General features: G+C 48.0%; 24 protein-coding genes. 23 read left to right on the top strand and 1 reads right to left on the bottom strand.

Going from position 1 to position 25,448, the window contains the following annotated elements:
* Positions 1–16 precede the first annotated feature (16 nt).
* The 4 genes from dnaK to KNO68_RS05975 all read left to right on the top strand — a co-directional run bounded on the left by dnaK (position 17) and on the right by KNO68_RS05975 (position 4,785).
* A complete protein-coding gene (dnaK, locus tag KNO68_RS05990) occupies positions 17–1,843 on the top strand; it encodes a molecular chaperone DnaK (protein WP_012726666.1) in 1,827 nt (608 codons plus the stop codon).
* A 110-nt stretch (positions 1,844–1,953) separates the two neighbouring features.
* A complete protein-coding gene (dnaJ, locus tag KNO68_RS05985) occupies positions 1,954–3,060 on the top strand; it encodes a molecular chaperone DnaJ (protein WP_012726665.1) in 1,107 nt (368 codons plus the stop codon).
* Between the two features lie 18 nt (positions 3,061–3,078).
* Positions 3,079–4,017, top strand: coding sequence for a 50S ribosomal protein L11 methyltransferase (gene prmA, locus KNO68_RS05980; protein ID WP_215112214.1), 939 nt, complete (start codon positions 3,079–3,081; stop codon positions 4,015–4,017).
* Positions 4,018–4,020: 3 nt separating this feature from the next.
* Positions 4,021–4,785: a 16S rRNA (uracil(1498)-N(3))-methyltransferase gene (locus tag KNO68_RS05975; protein WP_215112213.1), complete on the top strand. Its 765-nt coding sequence runs from the start codon at positions 4,021–4,023 to the stop codon at positions 4,783–4,785.
* 27 nt (positions 4,786–4,812) lie between these two features.
* On the opposite strand, the gene KNO68_RS05970 is transcribed toward KNO68_RS05975, so the two are convergent.
* Positions 4,813–8,469 carry a S8 family serine peptidase gene (locus KNO68_RS05970; protein WP_215112212.1) on the bottom strand — a complete coding sequence of 1,219 codons (3,657 nt, stop codon included), beginning with the start codon at positions 8,467–8,469 and terminating at the stop codon, positions 4,813–4,815.
* Positions 8,470–8,777: 308 nt separating this feature from the next.
* Here KNO68_RS05970 and KNO68_RS05965 point away from each other — a divergent pair, with 308 nt between their 5' ends.
* The 19 genes from KNO68_RS05965 (at position 8,778) to glyS (ending at position 25,432) form a co-directional block, all read left to right on the top strand.
* On the top strand, positions 8,778–9,401 hold the full coding sequence (locus KNO68_RS05965; RefSeq protein WP_214734587.1) for a class I SAM-dependent methyltransferase: 624 nt from the start codon (positions 8,778–8,780) through the stop codon (positions 9,399–9,401).
* Between the two features lie 16 nt (positions 9,402–9,417).
* Positions 9,418–9,885, top strand: a complete 468-nt coding sequence (locus KNO68_RS05960) for an S-ribosylhomocysteine lyase (protein WP_215112211.1) — start codon at positions 9,418–9,420, stop codon at positions 9,883–9,885.
* A gap of 1 nt (position 9,886) precedes the next feature.
* Positions 9,887–10,825, top strand: coding sequence for a PLP-dependent cysteine synthase family protein (locus KNO68_RS05955; protein WP_214734586.1), 939 nt, complete (start codon positions 9,887–9,889; stop codon positions 10,823–10,825).
* Positions 10,791–11,948: a bifunctional cystathionine gamma-lyase/homocysteine desulfhydrase gene (locus KNO68_RS05950; RefSeq protein ID WP_074036592.1), complete on the top strand. Its 1,158-nt coding sequence runs from the start codon at positions 10,791–10,793 to the stop codon at positions 11,946–11,948. Before KNO68_RS05955 ends, KNO68_RS05950 begins: the two co-directional genes overlap by 35 nt.
* Positions 11,949–12,055: 107 nt before the next feature.
* Positions 12,056–12,934, top strand: coding sequence for an EamA family transporter RarD (rarD, locus tag KNO68_RS05945; RefSeq protein ID WP_214775091.1), 879 nt, complete (start codon positions 12,056–12,058; stop codon positions 12,932–12,934).
* 79 nt (positions 12,935–13,013) lie between these two features.
* The gene (gene deoC / locus KNO68_RS05940) at positions 13,014–13,679 is read left to right on the top strand and encodes a deoxyribose-phosphate aldolase (protein WP_215112210.1); all 666 of its coding nucleotides are present in this window, start codon (positions 13,014–13,016) and stop codon (positions 13,677–13,679) included.
* Positions 13,680–13,753: 74 nt separating this feature from the next.
* Positions 13,754–13,948 (top strand): 30S ribosomal protein S21, encoded by a 195-nt coding sequence (gene rpsU / locus KNO68_RS05935; protein WP_029334745.1) that lies wholly within the window; start codon positions 13,754–13,756, stop codon positions 13,946–13,948.
* A 33-nt stretch (positions 13,949–13,981) separates the two neighbouring features.
* A complete protein-coding gene (locus tag KNO68_RS05930) occupies positions 13,982–14,431 on the top strand; it encodes a GatB/YqeY domain-containing protein (RefSeq protein ID WP_012726654.1) in 450 nt (149 codons plus the stop codon).
* Positions 14,432–14,564: 133 nt separating this feature from the next.
* Positions 14,565–15,077 carry an NfeD family protein gene (locus tag KNO68_RS05925; protein WP_031423231.1) on the top strand — a complete coding sequence of 171 codons (513 nt, stop codon included), beginning with the start codon at positions 14,565–14,567 and terminating at the stop codon, positions 15,075–15,077.
* Complete coding sequence (gene floA, locus KNO68_RS05920) at positions 15,074–16,060, top strand: flotillin-like protein FloA (protein WP_012726653.1); 987 nt, start codon at positions 15,074–15,076, stop codon at positions 16,058–16,060. The genes KNO68_RS05925 and floA overlap by 4 nt, the downstream gene beginning before the upstream one ends.
* 5 nt (positions 16,061–16,065) lie before the next feature.
* Positions 16,066–16,485 (top strand): hypothetical protein, encoded by a 420-nt coding sequence (locus KNO68_RS05915; RefSeq protein ID WP_012726652.1) that lies wholly within the window; start codon positions 16,066–16,068, stop codon positions 16,483–16,485.
* Positions 16,486–16,605: 120 nt separating this feature from the next.
* Positions 16,606–17,577, top strand: coding sequence for a PhoH family protein (locus KNO68_RS05910; RefSeq protein ID WP_012726651.1), 972 nt, complete (start codon positions 16,606–16,608; stop codon positions 17,575–17,577).
* 42 nt (positions 17,578–17,619) lie between these two features.
* Positions 17,620–19,707 (top strand): HD family phosphohydrolase, encoded by a 2,088-nt coding sequence (locus KNO68_RS05905; RefSeq protein ID WP_215112209.1) that lies wholly within the window; start codon positions 17,620–17,622, stop codon positions 19,705–19,707.
* Positions 19,685–20,161 (top strand): rRNA maturation RNase YbeY, encoded by a 477-nt coding sequence (gene ybeY, locus KNO68_RS05900; RefSeq protein ID WP_214734582.1) that lies wholly within the window; start codon positions 19,685–19,687, stop codon positions 20,159–20,161. The genes KNO68_RS05905 and ybeY overlap by 23 nt, the downstream gene beginning before the upstream one ends.
* Positions 20,158–20,505 carry a diacylglycerol kinase family protein gene (locus KNO68_RS05895; protein WP_215112208.1) on the top strand — a complete coding sequence of 116 codons (348 nt, stop codon included), beginning with the start codon at positions 20,158–20,160 and terminating at the stop codon, positions 20,503–20,505. Before ybeY ends, KNO68_RS05895 begins: the two co-directional genes overlap by 4 nt.
* Positions 20,506–20,535: 30 nt before the next feature.
* Positions 20,536–21,444 (top strand): GTPase Era, encoded by a 909-nt coding sequence (gene era, locus KNO68_RS05890; RefSeq protein WP_012726647.1) that lies wholly within the window; start codon positions 20,536–20,538, stop codon positions 21,442–21,444.
* A gap of 3 nt (positions 21,445–21,447) precedes the next feature.
* Positions 21,448–22,197 (top strand): DNA repair protein RecO, encoded by a 750-nt coding sequence (recO, locus tag KNO68_RS05885; RefSeq protein ID WP_078147154.1) that lies wholly within the window; start codon positions 21,448–21,450, stop codon positions 22,195–22,197.
* 294 nt (positions 22,198–22,491) lie between these two features.
* Positions 22,492–23,385, top strand: coding sequence for a glycine--tRNA ligase subunit alpha (gene glyQ, locus KNO68_RS05880; RefSeq protein ID WP_215112391.1), 894 nt, complete (start codon positions 22,492–22,494; stop codon positions 23,383–23,385).
* Positions 23,378–25,432 carry a glycine--tRNA ligase subunit beta gene (gene glyS / locus KNO68_RS05875; RefSeq protein WP_215112207.1) on the top strand — a complete coding sequence of 685 codons (2,055 nt, stop codon included), beginning with the start codon at positions 23,378–23,380 and terminating at the stop codon, positions 25,430–25,432. Before glyQ ends, glyS begins: the two co-directional genes overlap by 8 nt.
* The last annotated feature ends 16 nt before the right edge of the window (positions 25,433–25,448 follow it).

Raw genomic sequence — 25,448 nt, 5'->3', positions numbered from 1 at the left:
GACGGAGGAATAAACGATGGGTAAAATTATCGGTATTGACTTAGGGACTACAAACTCATGTGTGGCAGTAATGGAAGGTGGCGAAGCAGTCGTCATCTCGAACGCAGAAGGTAACCGTACGACTCCTTCTGTTGTCGCATTCAAAGGAGAAGAGCGTCAAGTCGGTGAGGTCGCGAAACGTCAGGCTATCACGAACCCGAATACGATCCAATCAATCAAACGTCACATGGGAACGTCACATACAGTAGACGTAGACGGCAAAAAATTCACACCACAAGAAATCTCGGCAATCATTTTGCAGAAGTTGAAGAAAGATGCTGAAGACTACCTCGGTGAATCAGTCACGGAAGCCGTCATCACAGTTCCTGCATACTTCAACGACGCGGAGCGTCAAGCGACAAAAGATGCTGGTAAGATTGCTGGCCTTGATGTCAAACGAATCATTAACGAGCCAACAGCTGCGGCACTCGCTTACGGTCTAGATAAAGGCGAAGACCACACGATTTTGATCTATGACCTTGGTGGCGGTACGTTCGACGTTTCGATTCTTGAACTTGGTGACGGTGTATTCGAAGTTGTCGCTACAGCTGGTGACAACCGTCTCGGTGGAGATGACTTCGACCAAAAAGTCATCGACTACCTCGTTGCAGAATTCAAAAAAGAGAATGGCATCGACCTCGGCAAAGACAAGATGGCACTTCAACGTTTGAAAGATGCAGCTGAAAAAGCGAAGAAAGACCTTTCAGGTGTCACAAGCGCACATATCAGCCTTCCGTTCATCACAGCAGGTGAAGCAGGTCCGCTCCACTTGGAGATGACACTCACACGTGCGAAATTTGAAGAATTGACGGCTGACCTTGTCGAACGCACAATGGAACCGACGCGCCGTGCCTTGAAAGACGCAGGACTCACACCGTCTGACCTCGACAAGATCATTCTCGTCGGTGGTTCGACACGTATCCCTGCTGTTCAAAAAGCAATCCACGACTTCACGAAGAAAGAGCCATTCAAAGGGGTAAACCCGGATGAAGTTGTTGCACTTGGTGCAGCAATTCAAGGTGGGGTTCTTGCTGGAGACGTGAAAGACGTCGTTCTTCTCGACGTGACTCCACTCTCACTCGGTATCGAAACAATGGGTGGCGTGATGACGAAACTCATCGATCGCAACACAACAATCCCAACATCGAAATCACAAGTGTTCTCGACTGCAGCCGATAACCAGCCTGCTGTTGACATCCACGTCCTTCAAGGGGAACGTCCGATGGCGCCAGACAACAAGACACTTGGTCGCTTCCAATTGACGGATATTCCACCAGCACCACGTGGTGTGCCACAAATCGAAGTTAAATTCGATATCGATGCAAACGGAATCGTTCACGTATCAGCAAAAGATCTCGGTACGAACAAAGAACAATCGATCACAATCCAATCTTCTTCAGGTATCGATGAGGCAGAAATCGAGCGCATGGTGAAAGAAGCCGAAGCGAACGCAGAAGCAGATAACAAACGTAAAGAAGAAGCAGAACTTCGCAACGAAACAGACCAACTCGTCTTCGCGACAGACAAGGCAATCAAAGACCTTGGTGAGCAAGTAGAAGAGGCGGACAAAGAAAAAGCAGAAGCTGCGAAAGAAAAAGCGAAAACTGCTCTCGAAGGTTCAGACCTTGAGGCGATCCGTACAGCCAAAGACGAATTGTCAGCTGTCGTTCAAGAGTTGACGCAAAAAGTATATGCTAAAATGGCTGAACAGCAAGGTGCTGAAGGCGCAGAACCACAAGCGGAAGCGAAACAAGACGATAATGTCGTGGACGCAGAGTTTGAGGATCTCGACGACCGTAAATAAACAGCCGTTGTAAAGGAGAGCGCCAAAGCAGGTTTCTGCTTTGGCTCTTTCCATGTTAAGGTAGAATCGGTAAAATCGATACGTAGTTAGTGAGGATAGGAGCGAGAATAGTGGCGAAACGAGATTATTATGAAGTGCTCGGGCTCGACAAGTCGGCCTCGGCACAAGACATCAAGCGGGCATACCGAAAGTTAGCCCGTCAATATCACCCGGACATCAACCAAGAAGCAGATGCTGCTGACAAGTTCAAAGAGATTGGTGAAGCGTATGAAGTACTCTCAGACGAACAGAAACGGGCCCAGTATGACCGATTCGGTTTCGAAGGGGCCAATCAGTTTGGAGGAGGCGGTGACTTCCAAGGCGGCTTCGGAGATATCTTCGACATGTTCTTCGGAGGCGGTGGACGCCGTCAAGATCCGAACGCACCACGTCGCGGTGAAGATTACCAGTACGTCGTCGATCTTGACTTCATGGAAAGTGTCACTGGGAAAACGGAAACGATTGAACTCGAAATCGAAGTGGAATGTGACACGTGTATGGGAAGTGGCGCAAAACCGGGCACGAAACCGGAAACGTGTAATCGATGTGGCGGTAGCGGCGTCGAAACGGTCGAACAGAACACGATTCTCGGTCGTATGGTCAACCAACGTCCATGTAGCCAGTGTCATGGAAGTGGTAAGACGATTAAAGAAAAATGTCCGACGTGCCATGGTTCAGGTCATGTGAAGAAGAAACAAACCGTCGAGGTCAAAATCCCAGCCGGTATCGATAACGGTCAACAAATCCGTCTCTCAGGTAAAGGTGGTCCAGGCGTGAACGGTGGGCCAGCAGGGGACTTGTACGTCGTCGTTCGTGTCAGAGCACATGAGATCTTTGAACGTGTCGACCAACATATCGCAATGGATATGCCGATCACATTCGCCCAGGCTGCTCTCGGTGCGGAAATCGAAGTACCGACAGTTCACGGGAATGTGAGCTTGAAAGTGCCTGCAGGGACACAAACCGGTTCAAAATTCCGTTTACGCGGTAAAGGAATGCCGAGCGTTCGTGGTGGCGCAAATGGTGACCAGTACGTCAGTGTCATCGTGATGACGCCGAAGAATATGACAGACCGTCAAAAAGAGTTGCTTCGTGAATTTGAAGAAATTAGCGGAGAGTCCGGTGTCGAAGAGGAACATGGCATGTTCCAAAAAATGAAAAAGTTCTTTAGTCACTAAAAGGAGTGTGTACGAACGATGAAATGGTCTGAAATTTGTGTCCACACGACACAACTTGCGGTAGAAGCGGTATCCAATTTGCTACACGAAGTGGGGGCACAAGGTGTCGTCATCGAGGACGTGGAAGATTTCGACAGAATGATGGCGGAGGACCATTTCGGGGAGATTTGGGACGTTTCGGATCGTGAGACGTATCCAACTTCTGGCGTACACGTCAAAGCGTATGTCCCGGCCTCGGGAGATTTTCAAGATTTACTTTCAAATCTGAAAAAAGAAATCGAACGACTACGCACGATGCTCGATATCGGGTCAGGAGACGTCACGGTCGCTGAAATCGATGAAGAGGACTGGGCTCACTCTTGGAAGCAGTATTATAAGCCGGTGAAAATTTCGCAACAGCTTACCATTGTTCCTTTATGGGAAGAGTACACACCGCAGCCGGAAGAGAATGTGATTTTGCTTGACCCGGGTATGGCGTTCGGCACAGGAACGCATCCGACGACAATGCTCTGCATTCAAGCGATTGAGAACTACATTCAGGAAGGTGACCATGTCATTGATGTCGGTACAGGATCGGGCGTATTGTCGATTGCTGCTGCGAAACTCGGAGCAGCAAGCGTGAAGGCGCTAGATTTGGATTCAGTCGCCGTTGAATCGGCTCGTCAAAACGTTGAGACGAACGGAGTGGGCGAACTCGTTCAAGTGGACACAGGTGATCTTCTGAAAGGTGTGGAAGGGGAGTATGATTTAGTCGTGGCGAACATTCTCGCTGACGTCATTCTCCTGTTCATCGAAGACGCCTATGCACGTACGAAGTCAGGTGGTCGCTTCATCACCTCTGGAATTATCGGAGAGAAGCGGGCTGAAGTGACGAATGCTTTGGTCGCTGCTGGATTTGAGATCGAAGAGACGCGTGTGATGGAAGACTGGGTCGCGATTATCGCCAAGAAGGGGTAAGTTATGCAACGTTATTTTTTGACAAAAGAAGCCTTTAAAGGCGAAACGGTGACCCTTCCTTCCGACGTGGTCCATCACATCGGTACAGTCTTACGACAAGGTCCTGGATATGAGATGGTCCTATTGGATGGTACAGGTGTTGAGTATGCCTGTGTCGTGACATCACTTGAGAAAAAGAGCGGGGAAGCGAAAGTCATGTCATCGCGCCAGGCGACGACGGAATTGCCGATCGAGGTGACTTTGGCGTATGCACTCCCGAAAGGAGACAAAGTCGAGCTCGTCGCCCAAAAAGCGACGGAGCTTGGTGTCCACCATCTGTTGCTGTTCGAATCGACGCGCTCTGTTGCCAAATGGGATGGAAAAAAAGCTCCGAAAAAAGTAGAGCGGATTCAAAAGATTATGCAAGAAGCGGCTGAACAATCCTATCGTGCCGTGGTACCGACTTGCACATATATTTCTCCGAAAGAGCTCCAACAGAAAATAGATGGCTATGATGCCGTCGTCATCGCATATGAAGAGTCGGCAAAAGAAGGGGAGCAGTCTGCTTTCGCGCAACTGTTGACTCAACTGAAACCGAAACAACGCATTCTCGTCATCACGGGACCTGAAGGTGGATTCGATGTGAACGAAATCAATCAATGGACTCAGGCAGGAGCGACTACATGTGCATTTGGACCACGAATTCTTCGGTCTGAGACGGCGCCGCTTTATGCATTATCTGCAATCTCTTTCGCGCTTGAACTGAACAGATCATATGAAAACGGATGACCCGATCGAGGTCATCCGTTTTTCATTTTACTTTTTGTTGATTGTAATCACTTTCTTCGTGACGTTTCCACCAAGGTCGGTCACTTCGAATGTGAAGGTATTCTTCCCTTTCGCTGTCACTGGAAGTGTGATCGTCCCCGTGCGTGAGAAAGCACGCATCGCATATGGTTCTTTCAACGTATTGCTCCATTTCAAGTCCCCGTTGACACGAAGCTTGATCTCATCGAAGTTATCCGTTACTTGAACTTTCACTTTTACAGAATTCTGTTTAGACGATACGTTCTTCGGAACATTTGTCACCGACAATTTAGCTTTCGTCGAGTCGACAAAGACTGGGCGGACGAAGTTCGTCACGTTTCCGGCTGTGTCTTCTGCGACAAAGCGCACTTTGTGATACCCGTCTTTAAATGTCCGCGTCGTATTGAACGTATATTGTTTCGCTGTCGCGTCGTATGTGAGCGGTACTTCGACCCCATCCACAGTGAACGATGCAATCTCAGAGTCATCTTTGACTTGACCGATCAACGGAACGATCGATGTACCGTAAGGAGAGAAGGCGAGTGGCGCATCTACGAAGATGCCAGGCTTGGCCACATCATTTTCTGTTGATACGTTTCGAGTGATCACGTTCCCCGCGTTGTCTGATACACGAACCGAGAGCTGATCCGTAGAGGCGAGTGGTTGTTCAAGCGTAAAGTTTGCCGCATCCTTCGCTTCTTTAGCAACCACTTCTCCATTCAGGAGGAACTCGATTCCGTTGATTCCAGCAAAGTCATCCGATGCCTTGACGCTCGCCACGTTATCGTTCCAACGAAGCGTGAAGCGCGGGTCTGTGTAATCTACTTTGACAGGGATACGTAACGTTTGAGCTTGCTTCTTCATGTAGTCGATGCTTGCTTCAATCTCATAGTAATATATTCCTTTAGGCGCCATCTTACCATTTAATTGCCCATCCCAAGCGTTATCCGCTGCGTAATAGTAATAATCGCCACTCCCACCATCGAAGTAATTCTTTCTCAATTCGTCTTCCATCTTGAGGGTACGAAGGACGTTTCCTTTTTCATCTACAATCCGGTATTTGACATCTTTTGCGTTACGTAATAGCGAGAAGACTGGAGTTGCCGTATCTTTCGATCCGTCTCCATCCGGAGAGATGGCAACCGCCTCACTAGCTACGGATTCATCTAACTTTTCACCTAAGTAGTTTCCGTCGGCATCGACCAATCCAGAAACGCCATAGAATGCTCCTTCTCCGTAAATCGTCTCGTCAAAGATTGGTGCTTTGCCCCAGTCTCCTTCAAAACCGACGAATGGAACGACGAGAGATGGATGACCGTCTGTGCCGCTTGGGTCAGTCAAACGAAGGAACCCGTCGACGAAGTAGCCGTTCTCAAAGACAGATTTGGCAGATACAGTGCCTTCTAACGTTTCTGGGTTCAACACTTTTGCTTTCGAAACATCGATGGAAACTGTGATTTCTTTCTTCTGTTTTGCTTTCAATGTAACTTTACTTGTGTTCGATCCGTTGATTTTAACGATAGCTTGCTCGAGTGCTTGAGCTTCCATCGCATTTTGAACGATACCGTCTTTGTTTTTGACAGCGAGGTCTGTTTGTAACGATGCGGCTACATCATAAGTCAACGCTTCGTTCGACATGTTCTCGACGACGACCGTGAAGGATGCTTTGCTCTTCGACAACTCTTTCAAAGCGACTTTCGCCTCTTTTGTCGACTTTTCATAGGCGACAGCCGGCGAAGTGACGGCTGCATGCAATTGCATGAGACCGGCTCCGGCACGACGAGGAGAGTATGGAAGCGACTGTTTCAATTCCTGGTTATATGGTCCGATATCCGTGACAGGCTTAGATGTGTTGAGTAACAAGTTTTTCGCCATCGTGACGCGTGCTTTCCCACTCAACTTGAAGTCGCGGTCTACACGTTCAAGAACGAGTGCCGCTCCTCCGGCAACGTGTGGTGCTGCCATTGACGTTCCGCTCATCAATCCATATTGGTTATCGTTAAACGTAGAGAAAATTTGTCCGCCTGGAGCAGAAAGTTCCGGCTTGAAGTCAAGGTTCGGTGTAACTCCCCACGATGTGAAATCAGACATCGCACCGGCTGAACGGTTGTTGACACTGATTCGGTCACCGGCAAACGTCACTTGAAGGGGACCTTCTGCTAACTTGTCTTTCAGTTCATTCCCATCCTGGATGCTAAGTGAAGCCATTGGGAGTTGAGGTTGATCGAGCGCCATCGAGACATAATCGCCATGTCCGACCGCACCACGTACGATGACACCTGCTGCGCCTTGTGCTTCAGCTGTTTTTTGAATCTTCGAGTAGAAGTAACCGCCGTCGCGAACAGCAAGGACGAGTTTTCCTTTTACGTCTTTCCCTTCATAATTCTCCGGTTGTCCGTCTCCGACATATACGATGTCGTATGTTCCTTCTTTGAAGACAGGACCGTCTTGTTTTTTCCATCCGATTTTTTCATCTCCGACACGGAATGCGTCCAATTGAATTTGATCGTTTTCAAGAGAGGCGACCGATGTCGATGCTTGACTGACACTCGGTGCCCCAACGACACCCGTATCTGGGTTTGAAGCAGTCGGTAAGTCGAATCCGTGACCAAAGTATGCGGAGTTCCCTGCAGAAATCGACATGAAGATACCGTTATCGACGGCACGTTGAACGGCTTGTTGTTCTGGCGAATCGGCATCGACGAACCCGGCTGTCGAACCGAGACTCATGTTGATGACATCGGCGCCGAGTTTGATGGCATCATCAATCGCTTTGATATAGATGTCTCCATATGTAGATGCATAGTTCGGATCGTTACTGAATACTTTTAAACCTAAAATTTGTGCTTCCGGTGCGACCCCTTTGATTCCACCGTTTTCTAAATCACCGTTAGCGGCAACCGTTCCAGAAACGTGTTGTCCATGCATGGAAGCACCAGGTGAATCGTCTTTGATGTCATCGTTCTCATCGTAGTAGTTATATGCGTATGGAACTTTCTCGTTCACGTATTCGCCTGGAAGACCGAACGATGTGATGGCTTGATTGACTTCAGATTGAGTCAACTCTGCCGTCTTGGCGTCTGTGATCTTATAATCCCGGTGCTCAGGGTCGATTCCAGAATCGATGACGGCGACGACAGTACCTTCTCCGGCAAACCCGTAATCTCCCCACGTTTGTTCGGCTTGAACCATGCCATTACTCGTGATCATATCCGGTTTGACTTCTGGGCGCTCATACTCGTTGACAATGTGAACGGTCGCCACTTCAGGTAATGCTTCGACTTTGGCGATTTCACTTGTAGACAAGAATGTAGAGAAACCATTGAAGACGGTCGTAAATTCTTCAATCGGTGTAGCCGTTACGCCTTGTTTCTTCAAGGCGGACTTGGCACGTTTTTGTTCTGATTGAACAGATTGTTGTGCCTTATTTTGCTCTGATTTCGACAATTCATTAAATTTCTTTCCTTTTTGAGCGGCTTCGGCAATGGCAGGATCCCCGACGAGCTCAACGACGACCCGAACTTTTTTCTGTTTCTTCTCTAGAACCAGTTTCGGTTTAACGGAAGCTTCAGCTGAAACAGAGGTTGTTCCAGCTTGAATCAGTGCAGGTGACAAGGCGATACATGTGGCGAGTGAAGCGTTTAAATAGATTTTTTTTCGTGACAACGTATAGACCCCCTAAAATTTGTTAGTACCTGTAAAATTTAAAGCATAAACTCACATTGAGAACTATCATATCGCTAATCAGATGAAAAAGAGTGGGTTTATTTGTAAAACAGGTAAGTGTTTTTGCACAAATTTTAATGTTCTGACAATTACTAAAGACCTAACACATAAGACCTATATCCAATTGCATATGATGCGTGAATCTAGCGAATGACTTGAAATGAATAAAAAAACCTGTTAATGTAACGTTAAAGTTAAATACCAATAAAACATATCAAATTAGTAAGAATTAAGATTGGGGTAGCGATATGAACTTACCATTCATGGACATCTTTAAGGATTGGGCAAAGGATTATGATACGACGGTCGAGGGGCATGATGAGCAATATCACGAAGTGTTCATCGGATATGAGCAAATGCTCGATGAGGTTGCCCTACACGTCGAAGGAACGGTGCTTGAGTTTGGTGTCGGAACAGGGAACTTGAGTAGCCGGATCTTGAAAGGGCATCCGTTGATTGCGATTGAACCGTCGCCGGAAATGCGACAAATTGCTGTTGAAAAGTTGGGGATTGAAGTACTCGAAGGTGATTTTCTCCGATATCCGAAGTTATCACATGTAGATACGATCGTATCGTCATATGCTTTTCACCACTTGACAGATTCTGAAAAGGCCACGGCCATTGGTCGATACGTCGAAGACTGGGAACACCCGAAGTTCGTGTTGCTTGATACGATGTTTGAGTCACCAGCAGCTCGTCAGGACATCATCGATTGGGCGACTGCGAAAGGGTACTCGGACCTCGTCGAAGATTTAAATCGTGAATACTATCCTTATACGTCAACGATTCGTTCCATGTTAGAAGCGAACGGATACAACGTGACGATGACGCAGAAAAACAAGTTTGTCTGGCTCGTAATAGCCACTAAATAACGAGGAGGAATTACTCATGAAAACATATAATGTTGAAAGTTTTAACTTGGATCATACGAAAGTACAGGCGCCGTTTGTCCGTTTAGCTGGTGTGAAAGAAGGGACGGCTGACACGATTTATAAATACGATATTCGTTTCATTCAACCGAACGAAGGACTCATGCCGATGCGCGCGGTTCATTCACTTGAGCATTTGATTGCCGAGAACAGTCGCAATCATTCCGAAGACATTGTCGATATCTCACCGATGGGTTGCCAGACAGGTTTCTATTGGACAATGCTCAATGATGGGAACTACGAACGAATGCTTGACCTCGTGGAAGCGACGTTGCGTGATGCGATGAACGCTGAGGAATTGCCTGCGCAAAACCCTGTTCAATGTGGGAATGCGAACCATCATGATTTCGAAGGTGCCAAAAAATTAGCGGCAGACATGCTCGCAAAACGCGATGAATGGCATATCGTCTTCAAGGACAAGGCATAAGATGATTGTCCGTGACGTCTATGAACTCATCGGAGACACACCGCTCATTGAACTTCGAACGCTTCCTATACCAGCAAATGTCAAAGTGTACGGAAAGCTCGAGATGATGAATCCAGGTGGGAGTGTCAAAGACCGACTCGGGATGAATTTGATTGAACGGGCGATCGAGCGTGGCGATGTGGCACCTGGTGGAACGGTGATCGAACCGACAGCAGGCAATACGGGGATCGGGCTTGCGCTCGCTTGCCAACGATTCGGGATTCGCCTCATGACGGTCACTCCTGAAAAATTCAGTCAAGAGAAGCAGGCATTGATGCGACTGCTCGGAGCAACCGTCGTCAACACGCCGACCGAACTCGGCATGAAGGGCGCGATCGCACATGCCATTGAGTTGGCTAAAGAACATGACGCCTATGTCCCAGAACAGTTCTCGAACCCGGATAACCCGGATGCTTACGTCGACATCCTTTCCCATGAGTTGTTGAAAGATGTGCCACAAATTGACGTATTTGTAGCGGGAGCGGGGTCAGGTGGAACATTCACCGGTGTCGCCAAATCATTAAAGCCACTTGGAACGAAAACTGTCGTCGTAGAGCCGGTCGGTTCCATTTTGAATGGCGGTGAACCAGGACCACATAAAACAGAAGGAATCGGCGTCGAAAAATGGCCACCCTTTTTGGAGAGGGCTTACGTCGATGCGATTCATACCATTACAGATGAGGAGGCCTTCTACTACGTGGCACATTTAGCGAAACAGGAAGGTTTGCTCATCGGTAGTTCTTCAGGCGCTGCCATTGCAGCATGTGTAAAAGAAGCGAATCAATTGACGGAAGGCACGATTGTCACCATCTTGCCTGATAGCGCAGAACGATATTTAAGTCAAGGAATTGTCAAGGAGGCAGAACATGCGTACAAAGACAGCACTCATTCACGGCGGTAAAACGACGGATCCGTTGACAGGGGCCGTCACGCCACCGATTTATCAAACGAGCACGTATAAGCAAGACGGGATTGGCAACTTGCGAGAAGGGTACGAGTACTCACGATCAGCAAACCCGACTCGGACGGCATTAGAGACATTGATTGCCGACATCGAAGGCGGCGTGCAAGGATTTGCATTCGGATCTGGCATGGCAGCCATCTCGACGGTGCTTATGTTATTGAAATCTGGAGACCACGTCATCGTCGGGTCTGATGTATATGGAGGAACGTACCGTGTATTCAATCGAGTATTTCAGTCACGAGGCTTGGAAGCAACTTTTGTCGATACATCCGATGAAGCAGCGGTTCGGGATGCGCTTCAAGCGAACACGAAAATGATTTATGTCGAGACCCCGACAAATCCTCTCTTGAACGTGACGGACATTCGGGCGATGCGTACGATTGCCGATGAAGCAGATGTGTTACTCGTCGTGGACAATACGTTTATGACCCCTTACTTCCAAAATCCGATTGATCTTGGTGCAGACTACGTCCTTCACAGTGCCACGAAGTACTTAGGTGGACATAGTGACGTCGTAGCGGGACTTGTTGTCGCACGTACGGAAGAGCAGGGCGAGGCCTTGGCGTTCCTTCAAAACTCTGTTGGCGCAGTCCTTGGACCACAAGATAGCTTCCTTGTTGTACGGGGAATCAAGACGTTGGCTGTTCGGATGGAGGAGATTGAATCGAATGCACGAGCATTGGTTGAATTCCTTCAGTCGAACGAGTCTGTATCACGCGTGCTCCATCCAAGTGTATCCAGTGAGGAAGCGAAGCGGATTCATTTATCGCAGGCACGTGGATTCGGTGGGATGATCGCATTTGATGTCGGTTCAGCGGAAGCGGCAGAAATGATGGTCGCGAAGACGAAATACTTCACGCTCGCCGAAAGTTTAGGAGCGGTTGAGAGTTTGATCAGTGTTCCGGCACGCATGACACATGCCTCGATTCCAGCCGAACGCAGAGCGGAACTTGGCATCACCGATGGGCTCGTCCGTATTTCGGTCGGACTTGAGGACATTGATGACTTGATCGAAGACTTGGCACAAGCATTAACAGCAATTGAACAAGTGAAACAATAAACGGTCAGGGCGCGATTTCGCGCCTTTTTTTCATGAAACAAAAGTCTTGTATCGAGAGTCTTTCATCGACTAAACTGTCTTTAACTTGTAAGAGAGCGGGTGAACGTGTGAATAAGGGAGTATGGACGACAATCGGGGCCTACGTCATGTGGGGCGTCCTTCCGATTTATTGGAAATTTTTACAAGAGGTGCCGAGTGGTCAAATTTTGGCGCATCGAATCGTTTGGTCATTTTTATTTATTCTGCTCGTTCTAAGATGGACAAATCAGTGGAAAGAATTCGGTTACGCCCTGCGACACCGTGCTACGCGAAACGCATTCATGTTGAACGGATTCATCGTCAGTGCGAACTGGTTTGTATACATATGGGCTGTCAATCACGGATATATCATTGAAGCTTCTCTCGGATATTACATCAATCCTCTTGTCAGCATGGTGTTAGGGGTGCTTGTCTTTCGGGAATCATTAAATCGAGTCCAATGGATGGCCGTTGGGATCGCGTCAATCGGCGTCCTCGTCTTGACGTTAGGGTACGGTACGTTCCCATGGATTTCATTCGTCTTGGCGAGTACCTTTGGATTTTATGGAATGGTGAAGAAGCGCCGTCCCCTTGCTTCAACGGTCAGCCTAGGAATCGAAACGCTAGCAGTGGTCCCGGTGGCATTGCTCTTCCTCGGAAATCAAGTTGTCACCGACAATATTGCGTATAACATGTCGCCTGTCATTTGGATCGCCCTTCTTGGAACGGGTGTGGTCACGGCGTTACCTCTTCTCCTGTTCGGGTACGGGGCACAACATATCCCGTTCACGCTTGTCGGATTTCTTCAATTCATCGCACCGACACTTAGCTTGATCATCGGGGTTGTCATGTACCATGAACCGTTCACGGCATATCATGTCTTTGCCTTCACCTGCATTTGGCTCGCTATTTTCTTCTTTAGTTGGAACAGTTGGGTCGTCGCTCGTAAACGTCGTCAGTTGATTTAGGTTTGAAAGCTGTTACATCTCGAAAAAACATGGTAATATGTTAGATGTCAGACTTATTTGTCAGAGGAGGAAATGAATAATGGAATTAGCCCGTTATATCGACCACACAGCTTTAAAGGCTGAAACAACAAAAGATCAAATTACAACACTTTGTGCAGAGGCGCTCGAATACAAATTCGCAAGCGTTTGTGTCAACCCGACATGGGTCAAATATGCAGCAGAACAACTCAAGTCCGATGATGATGTCAAAGTATGTACTGTCATCGGTTTCCCACTTGGAGCAAACACACCTGAGGTAAAAGCATTCGAAACAAAAGATGCGATTGCCAATGGCGCAGATGAAGTAGATATGGTCATCAACATCGCAGCACTCAAAGATGCTGACTACGATCTCGTAGAACGTGACATCCGTGCGGTTGTCGAAGCGGCAAACGGTACACTCGTCAAAGTCATCTTTGAAACATGCATGCTTACAAAAGAAGAAATCAAGAAAGCTGCCGAACTTTCAGTGAAATCTGGAGCAGACTTCGTCAAAACTTCGACTGGTTTCTCGACAGGTGGCGCTACAGTCGAAGACATTCGCCTCATGCGCGAGACGGTCGGACCTGACATCGGCGTAAAAGCTTCAGGTGGTGTCCGTGACTTCGAGGGTGCGAAAGCGATGATCGATGCCGGTGCGACACGTATCGGTGCTTCAGCGGGTATCGCGATTGTCACTGGTGGACGTTCAGACAGCGACTATTAATAAGTGGTTGACCACACGACTTAATTTCACTATAATATGATATGACGTGTGAAACACGTTTCCTTAGTCGTGTAATTCGGAGGGAGGGAAAACTAGTGGAAACTCGTGTCCGTAAAAACGAATCGCTTGAAGACGCTCTTCGTCGTTTCAAACGCGGTGTTTCGAAAGATGGCACACTTGCCGAAGTTCGTAAACGTCGTCACTACGAAAAGCCAAGCGTAAAACGTAAATTGAAATCAGAAGCTGCGCGTAAGCGTAAGAAATTCTGATTCCAGTTTCATTTGTAGAGAGGGTGTTGGCTCATGAGTCTTCAAGAACGCTTGACGGACGACATGAAGCAAGCCATGCGCGCGAAACAAAAGGATCGTCTTACGACAATCCGGATGGTCAAAGCGTCGCTCCAAAATGAGGCTATCAAACTAGGTCGTCAAGATCTTACCGAGGAAGAGGAACTCACGGTGCTCAACCGAGAGATGAAACAGCGCAGAGACTCCCTCCGAGAATTCGAAAGCGCTGGTCGTGATGACCTTGCTTCCAAAGTAGCAGAAGAGATTGTCGTCCTAGAAGCCTATATGCCTGAACAACTTTCAGAAGATGAAGTGACTGCCATCGTCCAAGCAGCAATTGCTCAAACGAACGCAGCCGCTCCATCAGATATGGGTAAGGTGATGGGCGTCGTCATGCCGCAAGTCAAAGGCAAGGCAGACGGTGGTCTTGTGAACCGAATCGTCAAACAACAATTGACGAATTGATGAAAAAGCAGAAACTTTCCGGGAAACCGAAAGTTTCTGCTTTTTTTTGCGTATTCTGAAACCACATTCAATCTTGTTTCGTATACACTAGAGATAGGAGATAGCTTTGAATTTGGAAGGGGGTAGCAAGACGATGACATTTGGTCTCGGAGTGATTCTGACAGTCTTTTTTGTCGGAGTCGTCCTTCTTGGAATTGAAGTGTTCGTAGCAGGGTTTGGATTGTTCGGTTTGCTTGGGATCGGAGCCGTCGTTGCGAGTTTGATTATGGCTGGTGCGACGATCGGTCAATTATGGCTATCGATTGGTCTAGCGGCAGCGGTGCTAACAGGTCTCGGCTTTTGGGCATACCGTCGCTTGAGTACGAATCGTCCGCTCATTTATAAAGGGTTGATTTTGACGGATTCGACATCGACTGAAAAAGGCTACTTGTCCCACGAAGATCGAAAACAGCTTCTCGGGAAAGTGGGAGTCACCTTGACACCACTTCGCCCAGCCGGTACTGCCGAAATCGACGGAGAACGACTTGATGTCGTGACGGAAGGTGGCTATCTCGATCAGCAGACAAAAATTCAGGTTTATAAAGTGGATTCTGGACGGATTGTCGTTCGAAGCTTTGTAGAACCGAAGGAGGATGTAACAGAATGACACCAGAATTACTGACAACGTTACTCATTACAGGTGGAGGATTGATTGCACTTGCCGTATTCTTCACGTTCGTACCAGTCGGACTATGGATCAGTTCGTTTGCAGCGGGCGTCCACGTCTCGATCTTCACATTGATTGGGATGCGCCTTCGTCGCGTTATTCCTTCGAAAATCGTGAACCCGTTGATTAAAGCGGTTAAAGCAGGAATTGAATTAAACACGAACCAGCTTGAGAGTCACTTCTTGGCTGGTGGTAACGTAGACCGCGTTGTGAACGCATTGATTGCGGCGCACCGTGCGAATATTGAATTGTCGTTCGAACGTGCTGCTGCCATTGATTTGGCAGGACGAAACGTGCTCGAGGCTGTACAGATGTCTGTTAACCCGAAAGTCATTGAGACGCCGTTTATTGCGGGTGTCGCAATGGACGGGATCGAAGTGAAGGCGAAAGCACGTATTACCGTACGTGCGAATATCGATCGTCTCGTCGGTGGTGCGGGAGAAGAAACGATTATCGCCCGTGTCGGTGAAGGGGTCGTGTCGACAATCGGTTCACAAAACAACCACAAGCACGTCTTGGAGAATCCGGATATGATTTCACGGACTGTCCTCACAAAAGGGTTAGATTCAGGAACAGCGTTTGAGATTCTTTCAATCGATATTGCCGACATCGATATCGGTAAGAACATCGGCGCGGTCTTGCAGACGGACCAAGCAGAAGCGGATAAGAAAATCGCTCAAGCGAAGGCGGAAGAACGTCGCGCGATGGCGATTGCGCGCGAACAAGAAATGAAATCTTCAGTAGAAGAAATGCGTGCGAAAGTTGTCGGTGCCGAAGCGGAAGTCCCGCTCGCGATGGCAGAAGCGTTACGAAACGGAAAGCTTGGTGTCATGGATTACGTGAACTACTTGAACGTTCAAGCGGATACAGAAATGCGAAAAGCGATTGGGGCACCTGTCGATTCTGAATCAGATAATGAGTGATTGATATGGATGGACTATGGGTACTCTTGTTAGCCGCCTTCGGAATTGCTTCGGCAGTGATGAAGCGGCTCGAAAAGTCACCGTCCTCTGGAGACCGTCCTCAAAGCAGTGAGCTGAAACGCTATTTGGATTCGGTAGGGGACGTCATGAAGGAGATTGAAACGGCATTTGATGACTCGGACGAAAAACCGGCACCCCAAAAGGTGAGGCGCCGAGTCGCTCGAACGGTAGAAGAGCGACCGGCTCCACGAGAACGTCAAGTCGAGATGCCGAAAGTGAGCGCGCAATTCGAACAAGCGGTTAAAATTCCACCGATTCAACAGGAAAAGAAACCGAGACAACTGAACGTTTCACAAAAACGAATGCGGGAAGCTGTCATTTGGAGTGAGGTACTACAACCTCCCATCTCGAAACGGAAGAAGTGAACGGAAGGCAGTGACGTCATGTTACTGCCTTTTGCGCGTGGAAATTACACGGTCTTTCTTTCACGATAGGCGTGATAGTGCTAAAGTAAAAGAGGAATATCCGATTTTAATGAGGAGGCAATGCATCCATTGATTATGACTGATAAAATACCATTCGTCATGGAACATGCGAACGAGGCACAAGCTTTACTCGGACCGAAAGATGAAGTGTTCCAGGCGATTGAAACAGAATTGAAAGTGGCACTCATCCCAAGGGGTGAGGAGTTGATTATTCAAGCTGACACACTTGAGGCTCTTGAATTAACGAAACAAGTGATCATCACCTTGCAGACGTTAGTGAAGAAAGGTGCACGTCTAAATGAAAGTGATGCCATCAGCGTCATCCAGCACATTCAAGTCGGAAAGGGCGATGAACTGCTCGAACATTATGAACGAGTCGTTTTCACGACGAATAAGGGGAAACCGATCCGTGCCAAGACAGTAGGGCAGAGTCGGTATGTTCGTGCGATTGAACGACGTGATCTCGTCTTTGGGATTGGACCGGCCGGAACAGGGAAAACGTACCTGGCTGTCGTGCTTGCGGCACGCGCCTTAAAAGAGGGGCAAGTCAAACGGATCATCTTGACGCGTCCTGCCGTTGAAGCGGGAGAGAACCTTGGATTTTTACCGGGAGATCTAAAAGAAAAAGTGGACCCTTATCTCCGCCCATTGTACGATGCGCTATTTGATGTGTATGGGGTGGAACAGACGAACCGTTTGTTAGAACGAGGTACGATTGAAGTGGCTCCGCTCGCTTATATGCGTGGACGAACATTAGAAGATGCGTTCGTCATCTTGGATGAAGCGCAGAATACAACAAAAGAACAGATGAAGATGTTTTTGACGCGACTCGGTTTTGGATCGAAAATGGTGGTCACAGGGGATTTGACCCAAGTCGATTTACCGAAAGGCAAGGCATCGGGGTTGCAGGAAGCATTACACTTGTTAGAGGGTGTGGATGGTATTCACTTTGAACACTTCAGTGCGTCTGACGTCGTCCGTCATCCGCTCGTCAAGAAAATCATCAACGCCTATAGTACGGACCTCACTTAAATGTACGGGTGAGGTCACAAGATCGTGAAAGGGGGGGCACGAATGCAGCAAGCTAAAAACTGGACAGTCGCGACCATCTCGTTGATTTTCTTTCTCTTATTAGGCGCCATTCTATACTTTACCGTGCGTCCATCAATCATCAGTGTGGAACCGCTCGGGATTGCCGAACAGGATATCCGGTCTCCGATCACGGTTGAGGACCGTGTTGCGACCGAACGATTGAAACAAGAAGTGACAAATGGTGTTGGCAGTCAATTCTCATTGAGAAAAGAATTTGCAGACCAACAAATCGCTAAAGTTGAGCAGTTGTTCGCAGCATTCGACCAGACGGATGAGGAGACTGAACTGGCGGACATTAAAAACCGTCTAAATTCTACAGAGGCGAACGGGGTATTAGCTGATGAAGAGTTGAATTCGCTTCTTGAAGCGAGTGAGGACACTCGACAAACGGTAGAAGATGTCACAGTCACTGCATTACAACAAGTGATGGACGATCGGATTGAGACGAGTAATGAAGCGGTCGTTGCCGCTCGAGACCGAGCTGCAGCGATTATCGATCAATCGCCGCTCTCGTTTGAGTTCCGTGCCATCTCGAAAACGTTAAGCGATGAACTTATCGTACCGAACTATGTGTTTGACTCTGAGGCGACCCGTCAAAAAGAACAAGAGGCCGTCGATGCTGTCGATCCTGTCATCATTCAAGAAGGACAGTTACTCGTCAGTCAAGGTGAGGTGGTGACTCGAGAGATATATCGGAAATTAGAGCTATCTGGAGCCATCGATCCGAATCGTTCCCTTGCACCATTATTCGGGTCATTCTTGCTCAGCGCATTGTTGACCGGTGGGTTTCTGTTCATGCTCATTCGCTCGAAAATCAAAGACCTGTTACTGAGTCCGAAAATCCTAGTGACGGTCTATGGCTTGCTACTTTTACAACTCGGCGTCTTTTTTGGTGTCGGATACATCGGTGTCGATTTTACGACATATGCCTATATTTTGGCGCCGACCGCGTTCGTCGTATTGCTTCTACGCATCCTAATCGATGAACGAGTCGCGCTCGCCTCAGCATTCATTACCATGATTGCTGGGAGTGTCGTTGTCACGTTCGGACAGAGCACGAATTTCATGACGCTCGTGTACGTGGCGACCGGTAGTTTTCTAGCCGTCTTTTTAGTTGAACCGAAAATTCAGCGAAAGCGACTATTCTTGTCAGGGGTGTTACTCGGTTTCGTCAACATCATCATGGTCATCGCCTTACTCTTACTTCGGAACGTGCAAGTTTCCTGGGAAATGGCGATGTATCTTTCCGGATTTGCCGTCATTAGCGCCTTGATCTCCATTGTGTTGACGTTCGGATTCCTGCCATTTTTGGAACCGTGGTTTGGTGTCTTGTCTTCTGGTCGACTCGTGGAATTGATGAGTCCGACGCATCCGCTATTGCGTAAACTTTTAATGGAGGCACCTGGTACGTATCATCATAGTATGATGGTGGCGAACTTGGCGGAGTCCGCATGTGAGGCGATTGGTGCAGATGGTCTTCTCGCACGTGTCGCAAGCTATTATCACGATCTTGGGAAGACGGAGCGTCCCCTGCATTTCATTGAAAATCAGCAAGGTGGAGGGAATCCTCATGATCGCTTGACGCCTGAAGAATCGGCAGACATCATCATGGCTCATCCTTATGACGGAGCGGATCTGTTGCGACGTTATAAGTTACCGAAAGAAATCATCGATATCGCAGAGCAGCATCACGGAACGTCTTTATTGAAATATTTCTACGTGAAAGCGAAGGAAGATCCTGATAAAGAGGTGTTAGAGTCTCGTTTCCGCTACCCTGGTCCAAAGCCACAATCGCGCGAGGCGGCCGTTGTTATGATTGTCGACTCAATCGAAGCGGCTGTCCGCTCGCAAAAACAACCGACGCCAGAAAAAATCCGAATGCTCGTTCGAACAATCATTCGTGACAAGTTGGCGGATGGGCAGTTCGAAGAATGTGAATTGACGACGAAAGAAATTTGGCGCGTCGGAGAGAGTGCGTGTGAGACACTGACCGGCTTGTTCCACGAACGAATCGAATACCCAGAATTAAAGAAAGAGGGAGAATTACATGCAAATCATCTCGAACGATGAACATGAATTGTTAACAACATCTCAAATCGAGCTCATCGAGTCGATTTTACAACATGCCGCTCAATTAGAAGGGGTGGAAGAACCAAGCGAATTGTCGGTCACGTATTTAACAAATGCGGAAATCCATGAAGTGAACCGAGAATGGCGTGGCAAGGATGCCCCGACCGATGTCATCAGTTTCGCATTTGATGAGATGGGGGATGAGGAGATGGATTTCATGCTCGATGAAGATGAACCACATCTTCTCGGTGACCTCGTCATCTCGGTAGAACGTTGCCGAGAACAGGCGGCTGACTATGGTCATTCGTTTGAGCGGGAGCTCGGCTTTTTAGCAATTCATGGATTCCTCCATTTGCTTGGGTATGATCATATGACACCCGAGGAAGAAGCGGAGATGACGGCAAGGCAAGAAGAAGTGCTCACTCATTTTGAGTTGAAGCGAGGCAACGTGTGAGACCGTTCCGTGTGGCATGTGAGGGGATCCTCCATGCCGTTCGTTCGGAACGAAACATGCGTCTCCATCTCCTATCGGCTCTTCTTGTATTCATCTTTTCAATCTGGTTACAGCCGACAAGGCTCGAGACCGTCATCTTGTTCGGGTGGGTGATTGCCGTTATTAGCATGGAAATGATGAATACGGCAATCGAACGAACGGTTAATCTCGTGACAGAAGACGTCCATCCGCTCGCGAAGCAAGCAAAAGATGTTGCCGCAGGAGCCGTTTTAGTCGCTTCATTTGGTGCTGCCGTAACGGCGCTCATAATATTCGGTCCACGGCTATGGAACATGCTATACTAATAGTTCTGAAATTGAGAAAGCAGGTGCAATATGTATCAAGAAGATTTTAAATCCGGATTCGTCTCCATTATCGGGCGACCGAACGTTGGAAAATCGACATTCTTAAACCGTGTGATCGGACAAAAGATTGCCATCATGTCGGATAAACCACAAACGACACGAAATAAGGTGCAAGGTGTGTACACAACCGATGATTCCCAAATCATCTTCATCGATACACCAGGGATTCATAAACCGAAACACCGTCTTGGCGACTTCATGATGAAAGTGGCGACGAACGCATTACGCGAAGTTGATGCGATTCTCTTCATGGTGAACGTGACGGAACCGCGTGGAGCTGGCGACGACTTTATTATTGAGAAACTCAAAGGGCTCGACACACCGATTATTCTCGTCATGAACAAGATCGATTTAATCCATCCGGATGAACTTCCGAAAGTGATTGAACAATATACGAACGAATTGGATTTCGCGGCGTACGTCCCGATTTCGGCGCTACAAGGCAACAACGTCGAACCGCTCTTAGGTGAGATCAAGAAATTGTTGCCTGAAGGACCGATGTATTATCCGGCCGATCAAGTGACGGACCACCCGGAGCGTTTCATTATCTCAGAGATGATTCGTGAGAAAGTGTTGCATAAGACACGCGATGAAGTCCCTCATTCGATTGCTGTAGCCATCGAATCGATCAAGAAACGCGAGAACTCTGAGATGATTGATGTCGAAGCCGTGATCATGGTGGAGCGTGATTCGCAAAAAGGGATCATCATCGGAAAAAAAGGGGCTATGCTTCGTGAAATCGGAACAGACGCGCGCCATGATATCGAAGCGCTTCTCGGGACTAAAGTTTATTTGAACCTATGGGTAAAAGTGCAGAAAGACTGGCGTAACAAGATGGGTCAGCTTCGTGACCTCGGTTTCCGCGACGACGAGTATTGAGCCATGTTACAAAAAGTCACGGGAATCGTCGTTCGTACCGTTAATTATGGGGAATCGAATAAAGTCGTGACATTGTTTACAGAGGAACTTGGCAAAGTCGCGATCATGGCACGGGGTGCAAAGAAACCGGGTAGCCGGTTTCACGCCTCGAGTCAGCCGTTTGTGGAAGGTGTCTATATCTTTCCGTCTAGCCGAGGACTCGCTCAGTTAAAATCATCTGACGTCATGACGTCTTATCCTGAAATCCGAAAAGATGTCGAACGGATGGCATATGCGATGTATTGGTTAGAACTTGTTGATCGGTCTGTCGAGGATCGTGTCCAAAATCGTCCATTGTTTCGAATATTACGGGATGCCTTGCAGGCACTGAATGCGGGCATGGACGCAGATGTCATCACGCACTATGTTGAATTACGTATTTTGCATCTATTAGGTGTCGCCCCAGTCTTGACGGGATGTGTGCGCTGTGGAGATGTGACGGATCCCATGTACTTCTCTGTCGCGTCCGGTGGCTTTTTATGTGCGCGACATCCAGAAGAAGGAGTGATTCGGCTGTCCGAACGATTGGCGAAACTACTTTATTTGATGAGTAAGCACGAATTGTCAGAGTTTCGGAACGTTCCGCTATCGGATGAGTCCAGAGTTCTTTTGCGCCAGCTCTTTGATGCTTATATGGAATCGTATAGTGGACTACGATTGAAGACGAAGCGGGTGCTCGATCAAATGATTCGACTTCATCTGAATGAGGATTGACTTTTTATAGTGAATTCGATACGATGATGTACGATTAGACAAATGAAATAGCGTGCGCGATGAAGGAAAAAAGTAACTCTTCCTGTCATGAATGAAGCGAGTCCGGGGCGGTGTGAGCCGGGTATCATGAGAAGAGCGAATGGCGATTCTAGAGCGCCCACATCTTTTAAGAGTGGTCCCATGATTGGGGCAAGTAGGGTGGAACCGCGGGAATCAATCCCGTCCCTATGTGCTAGGCACATAGGGGCGTTTTTTGTCGTTTCAATACTATTGGAGGTGTCATTAATGAAGCACATGACAGTGCAAGAAATCATTCTCACGCTACAAAACTTTTGGGCGTCAAAAGGTTGTTTGACGATGCAGGCGTACGATGTGGAAAAAGGGGCCGGGACGATGAACCCGATGACATTCCTCAGAAGCCTTGGGCCAGAACCGTGGAACGTCTGTTATACCGAACCGTCACGCCGTCCAGCTGACGGTCGTTACGGAGAAAACCCGAACCGTCTTTACCAGCACCATCAGTTTCAGGTGATCATGAAGCCGTCACCAAACAACATTCAAGAGTTGTACTTGGAGAGTCTTGAACTGATTGGCATCAATCCGCTTGAGCATGACATCCGTTTCGTCGAAGATAACTGGGAAAACCCGACGTTCGGAGCAGCAGGTCTCGGTTGGGAAGTTTGGTTGAACGGAATGGAAATCACGCAGTTCACGTACTTCCAACAAGTCGGTGGAATCGAGTGTGACCCGATTGCCGTGGAAATCACATACGGACTTGAACGTCTCGCTTCATACATTCAAGAAGTAGAAAGTGTATTCGATCTTGTCTGGACAGACGGATTCAAATACGGCGACATTTTCTATCAACCAGAATTTGAACATTCGAAATATACGTTCGAATTGTCTGACGTCGACATGTTATTCTCGTTATTTGATACGTATGAGAAAGAAGCGAAGCGTGCGCTTGAAGATAACCTTGTCTTCCCTGCATACGATTACATTCTAAAATGTTCGCATACGTTCAACTTGTTGGACGCAAAAGGCGCCATTTCTGTGACGGAACGTACCGGCTTCATCCAGCGTGTCCGGAACATGTCACGTGCGTGTGCCGCTAAATTTATTGAAGAACGGGAACGCCTTGGATTCCCGCTTTTGAAACAAGAGAAAGCAGGTGACTTGAATGCGTGACCTTCTGTTAGAGATTGGATTAGAGGAACTGCCGGCTCAATATGTCTTGCGTTCAGAGAAACAGTTGGCGGAACGTGTTGACGCGTTCTTAAAAGAGGCGCGTGTTGATTTTGGCTCAATCGAAGTGTACTCGACACCACGTCGTTTGGCTGTCATCGTTCGTGATGTGGCTGAAACGCAACAGGATTTGGCAGAAACTCTTCGTGGACCTGCCAAAAAGATTGCACAAGATGCGGAAGGTAACTGGTCGAAGGCGGCACAAGGTTTTGCACGTGGCCGCGGATTGACAGTAGAAGATCTCTATTTCGCAGAAGAAAAAGGAGTCGAGTATGTCTTCGCGGAACGTCATGAAAAGGGACAAGAGACGCTCTCGCTATTGAACGGTCTTGAAGATGTGGTCCGTAGCTTGACGTTCCCGAAAAACATGAAATGGGGAACGAGCAGCCTACGGTATATGCGTCCGATTCGTTGGTTGATCGCACTCTTTGGTCAAGACATCATCGACTTCACAATCGAAGGCGTGAACACGAATAACGTGACGCGTGGGCATCGTTTCCTCAGTAAAGGGGACGTGGTCATCTCATCACCTACCGAATATGTCCAGACATTAGAGTCTGCTTTTGTCATGGCGAACTACGAGATGCGTAAAGCTGAAATCGAACGTCAAATTCAAGAGCTTGCAACGAAACAAGGATGGACGATTCCACTCGACGCCGACTTGCTTGAGGAAGTGACAAACTTAGTCGAATGGCCGACCGCTCTCTTTGGGGAATTTGATGAAGCGTACCTTGACTTGCCTGAGGAAGTGTTGATCACAACGATGAAAGAGCATCAACGTTATTTCCCGGTCTATCTCGACGGAACATTGAAAAACTATTTTGTGACGGTACGAAACGGGAATGCCGAGCATCTTGAAAATGTGGCGCGCGGTAACGAGAAAGTCATCCGGGCCCGTCTTGCGGATGCCGTGTTCTTCTATGAGGAAGACAAAAAGACGAAAATCGATGATCAGCTCGGACGTCTCGATCGCATCGTCTTCCATGAAAAATTGGGAACGACTGGTGCGAAAGCGCGTCGTGTGACGAAAATCGCTCAGGAACTTGCACCGTTGTTCGAGGCAGACCTTGAAAAAGTAAGCCGTGCTGGTGCCATTCATAAATTTGATCTCGTGAGCCAGATGGTATACGAGTTCACAGAACTTCAAGGAATCATGGGTGAGAAATATGCACTCCAACAAGGTGAAGACAAGGAAGTGGCAGCGGCAATCCGTGAGCATTACATGCCACGCTTTGCTGGGGACGCTTCTCCAGAGACGGCAACGGGTGCCGTTCTTGCCCTTGCCGACAAATTAGACTCGATTGCAGCATTCTTTGGCATCGGGATGATTCCGAGCGGTTCACAAGACCCGTTCGCGCTTCGTCGCCAGGCCCAAGGTGTCGTTCAGATTCTTGGAGATTGGAAGATTGATCTCTCAATCGACACGTTGCTTTCAAAAGTTGTCGAATTACAACTGGAAGCAGGACTCTATGAAGCCGATAAAGAACAAGTTAAGGCACAACTAGATGAGTTCTTCAAATTGCGCTTGAAATATCGCCTGCAAGAACAGCAGGTTCGTTATGATGTGATTGACGCCGTATTGACGACCTCATTGACGGTTGTGCGACTCGATGCTCGCGCAGACGCGATTCAAGAATTTGTATCGACGGATGCGAAGGCGTTGATTGAGCAATTGTCGCGCGTCGTGAACATTTCGAAAAAAGGTGAAGCGGGAGATGTCGATCCTTCCTTGTTTGAGAACGATCATGAGATTGCATTGCATGATGCGATTGAACAGACCGCTCCTGCAACAGCCGAAGCTGTCGAGATGGGAGATTACAAGAAAGCGCTCGACCTTCTACAACAACTCGAATCACCGATTATGATGTACTTCGAACATACAATGGTTATGAGTGATGATGAGGCGGTCCGCAAAAACCGTCTCCATGAAATGAACCGACTTGCAACGACGATTAAGCGTGTCGCAGATTTCAACGCGCTCGTACTCTAAACAAACTAGAGGGGGT

This window comes from Exiguobacterium sp. s75, from assembly GCF_018617145.1.
In the GTDB taxonomy this organism is placed as follows: domain Bacteria; phylum Bacillota; class Bacilli; order Exiguobacteriales; family Exiguobacteriaceae; genus Exiguobacterium; species Exiguobacterium profundum.
This window is presented reverse-complemented; position numbering and strand designations above follow the sequence as displayed.